Below are 10,634 nucleotides of genomic sequence, written 5' to 3'. Positions count from 1 at the left end.
CTGCCCGGCGCACCGGCCCCGCCGGCGCCGCCGCTGCCGCCGTTGCCCCACAGCGCACCCCCGGCTCCGCCCCCTCCGCCGGGCGGGGCCCCCGAAACGCCCGGGGCGCCCGCAACACCGGCGCCGCCTCGGCCACCAGCACCGCCGTTGCCGATCAGACCGGCGCTGCCGCCGTTGCCTCCGGCCTGACCGGGCCCGCCCGATCCGCCGTCGCCGCCATTGCCGTACAGCATCCCGCCCGACCCGCCGTCGTGCCCGGTGCCGGGCGCCCCGTTGGCACCGTCACCGATCAGCGGACGGCCCAACAGGGTCTGCGCGGGCGAGTTGATCACGTTGAGCGCCGCCTGCGCCAGCGGATTGGCATTGGCCGATTCGGCGGCCGCATACGATCCGGCACTCGACGTCAACGACTCCACGAACTGGTGATGGAAATCGTTGACCCGCGCGCTCAGCGCCTGATATTCCCGGGCATACGCGGCGAACAGCGACGCCACCGCCGCCGAGACCTCATCCTGTGCGGCTGCCGGTATTGCGGTGGTTGGCGGCGCTGCCGCCGTGGTCGCGGAATTCAGCGCCGCGCCCATAGTTGCCAATTCGGTCGCCGCGGACGACAACAGCTGTGGAACCGTCACCATGTACGACATCGCCGTTCCTCCACCAAGCTATGTAATCAATCGCTTGATAGTATCGGTATCCGGCCGCTGGCGTGTCGCTATCAACCAAATAATCAATCGATTGATAGTATGTCGTGCCGCCGTTCCGGGGAGCCATGATGGATGCGAGGGATCCATGAGAAGCCACGCCGCCATTCTCTACGAGTACGGCCGCTCGTGGACGGTCGAAGAGTTCGACCTGGATCCGCCCCGTTCCGGCGAAGTCCTGGTGCGTCTCGCGGCCACCGGGTTGTGCCACTCCGACGAGCACATCCGCCAGGGCAGGCTGGCGCCCCCAGCAGAAACGCTGCGTTCCCTGGGACTCCCGGCGATGTCGCCGACGATCGGCGGACACGAAGGCTCGGGCGTCGTGGTCGAGGTCGGCGAGGGAGTCCGGCGCTTCGCGCCCGGCGACCACGTGGTGACGTCGTTCGTCGCGGTGTGCGGTCAGTGCCGATGGTGTGCCTGCGGCATGGAATACCTGTGCGACACCGGAGCTGGGACGCTCGCACCTGGCATGCCGACCGACGGCACATTTCGGCACCACACCGTTGACGGGCGAAACCTGGGACACATATCCAAGATCGGGGCGTTTGCCGAACACACCGTTGTGTCGGCCGATTCGCTGGTCAAGATCGATCCCGGCTTCCCGTTGGTGCCCGCCGCGCTGCTGGCATGCGCAGTTCCGACCGGATACGGTTCGGCAGCCCGTCGCGCCAGGGTGCGCGGTGGGGACACCGTGGTGGTGATCGGCGCCGGCGGGATCGGCACCGCGGCCATCCAGGGCGCGCGGATCAGCGGCGCCGCACGCATCGTCGCCGTCGATCCCGCCGAATTCAAGCGCACCTCCGCGCCGACATTCGGGGCCACGCATGCGGTGGCGACCGCGTCCGAAGCGCTCGAGTTGGTGCGCGAACTTACCCGTGGCGTGATGGCCGACGCCGTCGTCGTCGCCCCCGCGATGATAGAAGCGGCCGACGTTGACGCGGCGCTGAGGCTCACCCGCAAGGGCGGCACCTGCGTGCTCACCGGCCTGCCAGCACCGAAGACATCCTCGGTCGACGTCGCGTTGCAGGAGTTCATTTTGATGAATAAGACGTTGTGCGGCACGGTATTCGGCTCCTGCAATCCCAAGAGCGACATTCCACTGCTGGCCACGCTGTACGAATCCGGGCGACTGCTCCTCGACGAAATGATCACCAAGCGCTACGCGCTAACCGAAATCAACGATGCCTACGCCGATCTCGCCGCCGGTGAGCTGATCCGCGGAGTTATCGACTTCGACCTGGGCTGACCCGCTGTTCATCACTAAGACCACTGTGGTTCTCGTTCATCGACACTGCAGCCAGTGCGACCGCCATCGGCGTGTCAGGTGTGTGGCTGCAGTGTCACGGGGACGAGCGGGCAGCCAACCGAGGTGCGCGGCACCAGGCTAAACGGGCTAGGAGCCGTCGAACAGCGCGCCTCTGACCAATACCTTGGCCGAGCTCAGCGCCGCCTGGTACTCCTCGGGCGGCAGGGTGGCGGCCAACTCGGTCAACCCGTAGATGAGTGCATAGATCGCCTCCACGGTGGCCCGCGCATCGGGATCAGCGAGTTCGCCGCGCTGATGGGCGTCCCCGACGATGCCCTCGATGATCTCGCGGAACGTCGGGAATCCGCGATCACCCACCTCGGCGGCCGCGGGCCAATCGGAGCTCACGATGTTTCCCGCCCGGATCGCCCACTCGAAGGCGGCCAGATCCGGGTACTCACGCATCAATTGGCCACATTCGTCGAGCACTGCTTCGATCCGCTCGACGACGTCGCCGGGGCCTTGCGCCGCCTTTCGCAGCCGTGGCATAGCGGCCTCGGCCCTGGCCGCGATCGTCGCCTTGATCAGTTCCGACTTGTTCGGAAAGTAGTTGTACAAGCTGGCACTGGTCATGTCGGCCGCTCGGGCGATCTCGCGGATCGTCGCCTGCGAGTAGCCGACCTCGGCCACGCACCGCATCGTCGCGACGATGATGCGCTGGCGCGTCTCCTCGCCGCTGGCGCCAACGGGGCGGCCAAGCTGTGCCCGGGTCATGGTGGGCGTGTTCCTCACTGGCATGGTTGCCCGCCCTGGCGGGCGGCATGGTTCGACACGGTCGAATATATTCGACTGATCGATTAGTTCCGGCGTCCGCGCAGGCGGACGGTGGGTGACCGACAGACCAACGGAGGACGCCGCGCGGCATGACCGTTAGCTCTTCTGCGTCCGGGTCTCAATTGGGCCGACCTGTGGGCGCACATGGTGAGCAGACTCGGCAACGGGTCATCGCCGCGGCCATGCGCTGCGTTGCCGAGGTCGGCTACTCGCAGGCGACGATCCGCGAGATCGCCCGAGCGGCCGACATGACCAGCGGCAGCTTGTATCACTATTTCCCCAACAAGTCCGAGTTGCTCAACGCGACCGGCGAGGAGATCGAGCAGATCGTGTTGCCAAGGCTGCGTGCGGCCGCAGCCCAGTCCGACGACGTCGTCGACCGACTCGATGCGGTGCTGGACGAGTCGACACGGCTGATTCACGACTACCCACACCTGGCGGCGTTCCTGCGGGCCGTCCGCATCGAAAGCAATGCCCGGTCGTCGCGCGAAGGTCCGAAGTATCCGGGATCCAAGGCGCTGCGCGATGTCGTCACCGAGATCGTCGCGGACGCGCACCGGCACGGTGTGCTGTCCCCGGACACCGGCCCGACGGGAGCCGTGGAGGCCATCTGCGCGTTGACGCGCGGCCTGTCCGAGCAGGCGGCCAGCTTGGCGCCGGAGGCATACGAAGCCACGCTGGGCTCGGCAAAAAGACTGATCCGGGGCACGTTGTTCGCGGGTGCCAGCCGCCCGGTCAGCGGGCAGTGATGAGTCTGCTCACCGCATTACGGCTGAACATGACCAACATCGCCGATCCCGCGGGCCGGCACACCGGTCGCTATCAGGCCGCGCTGGAGATGGCCGAGTTCGCCGATGCCCACGGCTTCACCGCGGTCAGCGGCGAAGAACATCATCTGTCCAGGACCGGTTGGCTTCCCTCGCCGCTGATTCTGGCCGCTGCGGTCGCCGGGCGCACCCGCAGCGTTCGGATCAGCATCAACGCCCTCATCGTCCCGCTCTACGATCCGATTCGGCTCGCCGAGGATATCGCCGTGCTGGACAACCTGGCCCGGGGTCGCTTCAGCTTTGTGGCCGGAATGGGTTACCGGCCTGAGGAATACCACGCCGCCGGCAAGGACTGGTCACAGCGCGGCGCCTTGATGGATCGCTGTCTGTCGGTGATGCTCCAGGCGTGGAGCGACGAGCCCTTCGAATATGAGGGCGCACTCATCAACGTCACACCGAAGCCGCATACCCGCCCCCATCCGATCGTCTTCGTCGGCGGTATGACGGTTGCGGCAGCCAGGAGAGCCGCGCGCTTCGGGCTGCCGTTCTCGCCGCCGATGGCGATGCCCGAACTTGCGGCGGTGTATCAGCGGGAGCTGCGCAACCAGGGCAAACAGGGCTTTGTCTATCACCCCGAAAACGGCAGTACCGTCACCCTCCTGCACCCCGACCCGGACGAGGCCTGGTCCCGTTATGGCAGTTACATCATGAACGAGACCGCCGAATACAGCGCCTGGAAGCGGTCGGGCGTGCCCCGGCCCAATGAACAGCCGGCCGGCTCGGTCGAGGAGCTGCGCGGCCTGAACAACGTCGAGATTCTTACTCCTGAGCGGTTGATCGGCCAGATTCGCAGCGGCCGAAAGGAAGTCGTGATGAACCCACTCGTCGGCGGACTTCCGCTCGATGCCGGCTGGGCGAGCCTGCAGCTGCTGACTGATGAGGTCTTGCCCCAAGTCTGACGCTGCCCTGATGGCGTGCTCCAGATAACAGAATGCCGACCCCGCCGCGTTCAACACGACATATCGATGCTGGTAATGGTACGGTTCGCTGCTGTGGTGGCTCCGTTCTTCCTTATCGACATCCCCGATGTGGGTATGCCCGGTTCGCCACCTGCCCGGTTGCTCGGGCGTTCGATTGCGACCGTCATATGTCAGAGCTGAATCGTCGCCGCTTCCTGGGATCGCTCGCCGCCGCAACGGTCGTCGGCGTGGGCGCGGCCCGGTGCATGGTCGACCCGCAGCCGCGAACCTTCGCACAGACCCCGGTGGCCGCCACGCCCACTTCCGGCCCGACCGTCGCCGGTTTGTTGCCGCCGCCACCGCCGAGTGCGCGCATCCGGTTGCCCGGCGGCGGCGTATTGAGCCAGCTTCCAGGTAACGGCGACTTGCTTGCGCTGACGGTCGACGACGGTGTCAATACCGAGGTGGTCCGCGCCTACACGCAGTTCGCCAAGGACACCGGCGTGCGGTTGACGTTCTTCGTCAACGGAACATACGACTCCTGGACCGACAACATGGCGCCGCTTCGGCCGCTCGTCGACTCCGGACAGATCCAACTCGGCAACCACACCTGGTCGCACCCGGATCTGACCACGCTGTCGAAAAGCGAGATCGCTCAACAGCTCACCCGTAACGACGAATTCCTGAAGAAGACGTACGGCATTGGTGCGAAACCGTATTGGCGTCCACCGTATGCAAAGCACAATGCCGCAGTTGACGCGGTGGCGGCCGAGCTGGGTTATACGGTCCCGGTGCTGTGGTCGGGCTCGCTGTCGGATTCGACGTTGATCACCGAGGAATACATCGTCAAAATGGCCGACCAGTATTTCATCCCACAGGCCATCGTGATCGGCCATCTCAACCATCTGCCGGTGACCCACGTCTACCCGCAACTCGTCGAGATCATCCGCGCGCGCGATCTTCGTACCGTCACCCTCAACGACGTATTCCTGAGAACCCCGTAACCGGCCCGCGCGTAACGCGTTGCCACCAAATGTGTTTCAGCTAGCCGGGTAACCTGCCGCGTCGACACCCTGCACATCCCAGGTGGCCGGCAACATCGGAGCCCGGGCATTGGCACCGAGCCCGTCATCGACCACTTGGGATGCATAGTGAGTCAGCCCTGCGGGCGACGAAGAAGCGACCGTGCCGTGGGTCCCGGCAAATCCCGACGTTCCAGCGCCGGAGGCAACCACTGAAACCGAAGCACCAGAAGCACCCGGTGCCAATCCGGCCAGCGCGCTTTAAATCTGACCGAACATAACTGTTTCGGAATGCCGGGTTACCAGAACGTGTCTGTGCGCCGTGAGTAGTCTGTGAGTGAGTTGTCCGGTAGCTGTGTTGCAGGTGATCACGCGGTCTTGCGTCCGGGCCTCAGCCGGGCCACCCAGGCACGGATGTCGTTGCTGTGTTCGCCGAGGCGCGGTGCCCTGGTGCGGTAGGTCACCGGTGTGGCGGATAACTTGATCGGGCTGGCCACCTGGCGACCGAGTGCGTCGCCGTCCTCGGTATTGCGGATCGGGTGCAGGCCCAGTCGCTCGGCCAGGGTAACGGCTTCGGCGATGTTGTTGACGGCGCCGGCGGGAACTCCCCGTGCCGGGAGCGTTTTCGTCCAATGCTCGGCCGATTCGGTTGCCAACGCGCCTTCAAGGTGCTGGTGCAACAGTGCGCGATTGCGCACCCGCGATTCGTTGGTGGCGAATCGTGGGTCTCGGGCCAGGCCGGAGATACCCAGCGCTTCGCAGAGCCGGCCGAATTGCTTGTCGTTGCCGACGGCGAGCACGATCGTCCCGTCGCGGGTCGGGTAGCTGTCGTAGGGGGCGATACTGGCGTGTCCGTTGCCCATTGCCCGCGGAATCTGTTCGGCCAGAACAAAACCCGCCGACTGGTTGGCCAGCGCAGCCAGCAGTGCCGACATCAGATTGATCTCGACGTGTTGGCCACACCCGGACCGGTCCCGCTCGCGCAGCGCCGCGAGGATACCGGCCGTGGCAAACAGGCCCGCCAGGACGTCCACCAGAGCGGCGCCGACCTTGGTCGGGCTGTCGCCGTCGGCCCCGGTGATGCTCATCAACCCGCCGAGCGCCTGGATCAGCAGATCGTAGCCGGCCAGTTCGCGTCCCGCCGCGGTCCCGAACGCCGAGATGCTGCAGTACACCAGAGCCGGGTTCGCCGCACGAACCACGGGCTCGTCCAGGCCGAAGCGCGCCATGGTGCCTGGGCGGAAGTTCTCCACCAGCACGTCGGCGCGTTCGGCAAGGGCCCTGGCCACCCGCAGGTCCTCGGCATCGCGCAGGTCGAGCACGATGCTGCGTTTGTTGCGGTTGACGCTCAAGTAGTAGGCGCTTTGGTCCGCGACGAACGGCGGACCCCAGGCCCTGGTGTCGTCGCCGCCGGGTGGTTCGATCTTGACGATTTCGGCACCCAGGTCGCCGAGGGTCATCGTGCAGAACGGTCCGGCCAGCACCCGGGAGAAGTCGGCCACTAGCAGTGATGAAAGCGGCTGTGCTGCAGTGCTATTCATCATGTTCCGACCGGCCCGAACACCGCCGGCACCTTACCGTTACTGCGCGGCACCGGAGTAACACCGAACCAGATCCGAAGGGCTTGCGGAGCGATCTCAGCGGCGCGACTCTCGAGTTGGTCGAGGGTCAGGCTGCTGATCGGATGGGTGGCGACGGCAGGCTCCAGGCCCGCCATGCCGCGCGATTCACGCTGCAGCTGGGCCTCGCGCTCGAACTCGGTTGTCACGATGACCACGGTCGGCACCCCCGCCTGTTCCAGCCGCACCGCGTCGTTGACGCATGCGGAGCAGCATGAGCCGCAGTCGCCGATCGCGGTAATCGCGATGTCGTTTTCCGCCGCGATCCGCCGGATCAACTCGGGGTCGGCATCCGAGGAGAAATGGCGCTTGTCGTAGTAGGTGACCGAGGTGAACGTCAGCCCGGCGCTTGCCAATTCGCGCACGGTGGCCCGCAATAGTTTGGCTGCGTTCCATTTCGTGTTGCTCAGCACGCCCAGGCGCAGCCCGACGACCCGGTTGGGTCGAGGGGCCATGGGGATGGCCGCCACCTCGATCACGCCGCAGGGGTCATAGGCAAAGTCAGTCATCAGGGTTCTCCTTCGTCGAGTTCGTCGGAATTTCACAGGCGGCACGAACCGTCGGAGCACTCGAGGTCGCGTCCGCTTCCGGCGGAGCCGACGACGTCGTCCTCAATGGCACGCAGCACCGGGGTGGTCGCGGTGCTCCAGCCGGGCAGGAATGCCGAAAACCGGCCCGCGGATCCGCCGGCGACAAACAGGTGAATGTCGTCGGGGGTGAACACGATCGGCACCCGCCGGCCCGACTCGCGTGGATACCACTTCGGCAGGTTGCGGTTGTAGGTGTGCCCGCCGGGTGGTGCGTACCGGTTGCCGTAGCTCACGTCGTCCCAGTCGTTGGTGCCGTTGAGCCACAGGTAACGACGGACGTCGTCGCGGCTCCAGCCGAACGAGGCGATGGTGTGCGCGTGTTCCACACCGATGACCACGGTGCAGGAGCCGCCGAGCACCGCGTTGTTGTGGGCGATCGTGCTCATCGCCGAGGCGATGGAGTCCAGAATCCCTTGCGGGTCATCGGAAATGTGGTTGGTCACGCTGTGCGGGGCTTCGGCCCCGATCACCAGGACGGTGCTGTCGTCCGGGGCGTAACCGTGCTCGACGTGATACGGAGCCCACGGGCTGGCCGCTTCGTTTTCGGCGATGCAGAACGTGTACTTGCCGGGGTGGCCGAGGGTGCTCTTGTCCAGCTCGCCGGGAATGCCGCCGCCGACGGTGAGCATGATCAGGCGTATCGCGCGGCCGATGGTGGCATTGGCGCGGTTACCCGAACCGAATACGTTTCCGCCGGAGTTCATTCCGATTCGGCGGGCAATCGGCCCGTTGACCACGATCAGCGGCGAGACGACGTGCGTGGTGGCCTGAATTCCGTTGAGGTTGAACCGCGCATCGGTCAGCGCCAGCACGGCTGCCCGTACGACGGGGGCGTACTCGGGCTTGCATCCGGCCATCACCATGTTGACCGCCAGCAGTTCCCGGGTCAGGCTGCCCCATCGGGGCGGGATACGCGCCACCAGTTCCTCGGGCTGCCCGCCCAACACGTCCAGCACTGCGGCGACGCGCTCGGGTGTCGGCGGAACCACCGGCAACCCGTCGCTCCAGGGCTGGTTGAAGTAATACTCGACGAGGTCGCGTTCGTCGGTGAGCACGGCGGTCATGCGGTTGCCTTCCTGGACTTGGTCGCTTTCGAGACCACCGTAGGACGGCTGCATCTTCATAGTCCAAGACATATTGGCACATGCAATATATCCTCAGCATATGACAGACCCGGAGTTGCGCTTGCTGCGTTACTTCGTGACCGTCGCCGAGGAACGACACTTCGGCCGCGCCGCCGAGCGGCTTCACATCGCCCAGCCGCCGCTGAGTCAGCAGATTCAAAAGCTGGAACATCAACTGGGAGTGGAGCTCATCGATCGCTCCCGCCGCCCGATCGAGCTCACCGATGCCGGCCACGCCCTTCTCGCGGAAGCCACACTGGCGCTCACCCACGCCGAACGTGCCTTTGCCGCGGCACGCAGGGCCGCCACCGGCCAGCTCGGCCACCTTCATGTCGGCGCGCTGCAGGCAGCGGTGGACGGTGTCTTGGCGTACGTGATGCGCGCACATCGCCGCCGCTACCCCGAGGTCAAACTCGAAGTCGCCGAACTTGATACCGCTGAGCAGACGGCGCAGCTGGTCGCACACCGTATCGACATCGGCTTCTTGCGCGGGCCGGTTGACGAGCCGTCGTTGACCATCCAGACCCTTCTCGACGACCCGCTGGCCGCGGTCGTCTGCGAGGACCACCCGCTCGCCGAACACCAGCGTCTTGCCCCGTCACTGCTGGCAGACCAGCCGATGATCCTGTGGACCAGAAGTGCGGCGGCCACCACTTACGCCGACGTCGTCGAGCTGTTCCGCATGCACCACATCGAGCCGCCGATCGTCGACGAAGTAGCGCGGATTCAGACGATCCTCGCGCTGGTGGCATCCGGTGCCGGAAGCGCCTTATTGCCAACGTCTTTCATCAACCTCAGCCGTAAGGGAGTCCGGTTCATCCCGCTCCACGGCCCGCTGCCGTACCGCCCGCTGGCCCTGGCATGGCGTACTGCCAACCAATCACCCAGCGTGCGTTGCTTTCTCGACGTCGCCGTGGCGGAGTCGCCGCGATACCTCGACGACCTCGGCCGGCACTATCCACAACTCGCCGTCCAGTCGGCGCAAAACTAGTCCTCCAGCAACCCGTCGATGAGCCGTCGCAGCACCTGCCCGATCTCGCGGCGGGCGCGTTGTTGATCCTCTGCGGTGGCGATCGCCATGGCCGCCTCGTCGAGGGCACCGATCATCACCGTCGCCAGCGGTCGCACCGGTAGCGCAGCCAACTGGCCGGCCCGGATGGCCTCGGTGAGCAACTGCTCGGTCATCCCCAGGCTGTACCGCTGGGCGACGTCACGGAAGGCGCTCCACCCCAGCACGGCTGGGGCATCCAGCAAGATCAGCTGCCGCACCTCGGGGTCGCCGGACACGTCGAGCCAGGCATCGACCGCGGCGCGGATCGCATCGGCGGGCCTGGTCGCTCCCGACGCCGCGACCAGGCTGGCCATCCGGGCCATCACATCCTGTTCGACCGCCTCCACTACGTCGCGGAATAGCGCTGCCTTGTCGGCGAATTGGTGATACATCGCACCGCGGGTGACTCCCGCCTGTTTGGCGATCTCCGGCGTTCCCACCTCCGCGTAACCCCGTGCGCCCCACAGGGTGCGGGCGGCCGAGATCAGCGCCTCGCGGGTGGCCGCGGAACGCTCTTCCTGAGTCCGCCTCTTGATTTCCATACAACCTGTCGGTAACTTACGAACAGACAGCCTGTTTGTAAGTGTATCGGGATTAGTCCCGCTGGCCCCTGGCGGGGCCGCACACAGCAGGTGAAAATTGTGCGTGGGTCGCCCGGGCGACGTCGAAGTGTCCTTGGTGTGCGAGAGCCCGTGGTTTAGTCGGACGCGGGAGCCTCGGG

At 66.0% G+C, this 10,634-nt stretch carries 12 protein-coding genes; 5 read left to right on the top strand and 7 right to left on the bottom strand.

The window, feature by feature from the left end:
• A partial coding sequence (locus EET03_RS00110) for a PE family protein (RefSeq protein ID WP_136625618.1) occupies positions 1 to 644 on the bottom strand: 644 nt, incomplete at its 3' end.
• Between the two features lie 145 nt (positions 645 to 789).
• On the opposite strand from EET03_RS00110, the gene EET03_RS00105 reads away from it, so the two are divergent.
• Positions 790 to 1,947 carry a Zn-dependent alcohol dehydrogenase gene (locus EET03_RS00105; RefSeq protein WP_075541216.1) on the top strand — a complete coding sequence of 386 codons (1,158 nt, stop codon included), beginning with the start codon at positions 790 to 792 and terminating at the stop codon, positions 1,945 to 1,947.
• Between the two features lie 147 nt (positions 1,948 to 2,094).
• Here the strand turns inward: EET03_RS00105 and EET03_RS00100 are convergent, their stop codons facing one another.
• A complete protein-coding gene (locus EET03_RS00100) occupies positions 2,095 to 2,721 on the bottom strand; it encodes a TetR/AcrR family transcriptional regulator (RefSeq protein ID WP_063470814.1) in 627 nt (208 codons plus the stop codon).
• A gap of 149 nt (positions 2,722 to 2,870) precedes the next feature.
• On the opposite strand from EET03_RS00100, the gene EET03_RS00095 reads away from it, so the two are divergent.
• The 3 genes from EET03_RS00095 to EET03_RS00085 all read left to right on the top strand — a co-directional run bounded on the left by EET03_RS00095 (position 2,871) and on the right by EET03_RS00085 (position 5,511).
• Positions 2,871 to 3,530 carry a TetR/AcrR family transcriptional regulator gene (locus tag EET03_RS00095; protein WP_063470796.1) on the top strand — a complete coding sequence of 220 codons (660 nt, stop codon included), beginning with the start codon at positions 2,871 to 2,873 and terminating at the stop codon, positions 3,528 to 3,530.
• Positions 3,530 to 4,507, top strand: a complete 978-nt coding sequence (locus tag EET03_RS00090; protein WP_075541215.1) for an LLM class flavin-dependent oxidoreductase — start codon at positions 3,530 to 3,532, stop codon at positions 4,505 to 4,507. The genes EET03_RS00095 and EET03_RS00090 overlap by 1 nt, the downstream gene beginning before the upstream one ends.
• A 197-nt stretch (positions 4,508 to 4,704) precedes the next feature.
• On the top strand, positions 4,705 to 5,511 hold the full coding sequence (locus EET03_RS00085; protein WP_075541220.1) for a polysaccharide deacetylase family protein: 807 nt from the start codon (positions 4,705 to 4,707) through the stop codon (positions 5,509 to 5,511).
• A 36-nt stretch (positions 5,512 to 5,547) separates the two neighbouring features.
• On the opposite strand, the gene EET03_RS32850 is transcribed toward EET03_RS00085, so the two are convergent.
• The 4 genes from EET03_RS32850 to EET03_RS00070 all read right to left on the bottom strand — a co-directional run bounded on the left by EET03_RS32850 (position 5,548) and on the right by EET03_RS00070 (position 8,874).
• Positions 5,548 to 5,742 carry a PPW family C-terminal domain-containing PPE protein gene (locus EET03_RS32850; RefSeq protein WP_425271486.1) on the bottom strand — a complete coding sequence of 65 codons (195 nt, stop codon included), beginning with the start codon at positions 5,740 to 5,742 and terminating at the stop codon, positions 5,548 to 5,550.
• Positions 5,743 to 5,897: 155 nt separating this feature from the next.
• A complete protein-coding gene (locus EET03_RS00080; protein WP_075541214.1) occupies positions 5,898 to 7,070 on the bottom strand; it encodes a CaiB/BaiF CoA transferase family protein in 1,173 nt (390 codons plus the stop codon).
• A complete protein-coding gene (locus EET03_RS00075; protein WP_063470799.1) occupies positions 7,070 to 7,657 on the bottom strand; it encodes a UGSC family (seleno)protein in 588 nt (195 codons plus the stop codon). Before EET03_RS00075 ends, EET03_RS00080 begins: the two co-directional genes overlap by 1 nt.
• Before the next feature lie 32 nt (positions 7,658 to 7,689).
• Positions 7,690 to 8,874 carry a hypothetical protein gene (locus tag EET03_RS00070; protein ID WP_208648965.1) on the bottom strand — a complete coding sequence of 395 codons (1,185 nt, stop codon included), beginning with the start codon at positions 8,872 to 8,874 and terminating at the stop codon, positions 7,690 to 7,692.
• A gap of 28 nt (positions 8,875 to 8,902) precedes the next feature.
• Here EET03_RS00070 and EET03_RS00065 point away from each other — a divergent pair, with 28 nt between their 5' ends.
• Complete coding sequence (locus EET03_RS00065; RefSeq protein WP_075541213.1) at positions 8,903 to 9,853, top strand: LysR family transcriptional regulator; 951 nt, start codon at positions 8,903 to 8,905, stop codon at positions 9,851 to 9,853.
• Here the strand turns inward: EET03_RS00065 and EET03_RS00060 are convergent.
• On the bottom strand, positions 9,850 to 10,455 hold the full coding sequence (locus EET03_RS00060) for a TetR/AcrR family transcriptional regulator (protein ID WP_063470801.1): 606 nt from the start codon (positions 10,453 to 10,455) through the stop codon (positions 9,850 to 9,852). The two genes, EET03_RS00065 and EET03_RS00060, sit on opposite strands and share 4 nt — an antisense overlap.
• Positions 10,456 to 10,634 lie beyond the last annotated feature (179 nt).

Origin of the sequence: Mycobacterium innocens (genome assembly GCF_900566055.1) — a bacterium.
Taxonomy (GTDB): domain Bacteria; phylum Actinomycetota; class Actinomycetes; order Mycobacteriales; family Mycobacteriaceae; genus Mycobacterium; species Mycobacterium innocens.
Note: the sequence above shows the minus strand (reverse complement) of the source record. Positions and strands in the feature narration are given on the sequence as shown.

Coding starts and splice junctions, on each gene's coding strand:
- EET03_RS00095 (WP_063470796.1), top strand. CDS start 2,871: ATGACCGTTAGCTCTTCTGCGTCCGGGTCTCAATTGGGCCGACCTGTG.
- EET03_RS00060 (WP_063470801.1), bottom strand. CDS start 10,455: ATGGAAATCAAGAGGCGGACTCAGGAAGAGCGTTCCGCGGCCACCCGC.
- EET03_RS00090 (WP_075541215.1), top strand. CDS start 3,530: ATGAGTCTGCTCACCGCATTACGGCTGAACATGACCAACATCGCCGAT.
- EET03_RS00100 (WP_063470814.1), bottom strand. CDS start 2,721: ATGACCCGGGCACAGCTTGGCCGCCCCGTTGGCGCCAGCGGCGAGGAG.
- EET03_RS00105 (WP_075541216.1), top strand. CDS start 790: ATGAGAAGCCACGCCGCCATTCTCTACGAGTACGGCCGCTCGTGGACG.
- EET03_RS00070 (WP_208648965.1), bottom strand. CDS start 8,874: ATGTCTTGGACTATGAAGATGCAGCCGTCCTACGGTGGTCTCGAAAGC.
- EET03_RS00065 (WP_075541213.1), top strand. CDS start 8,903: ATGACAGACCCGGAGTTGCGCTTGCTGCGTTACTTCGTGACCGTCGCC.
- EET03_RS00075 (WP_063470799.1), bottom strand. CDS start 7,657: ATGACTGACTTTGCCTATGACCCCTGCGGCGTGATCGAGGTGGCGGCC.
- EET03_RS00080 (WP_075541214.1), bottom strand. CDS start 7,070: ATGAATAGCACTGCAGCACAGCCGCTTTCATCACTGCTAGTGGCCGAC.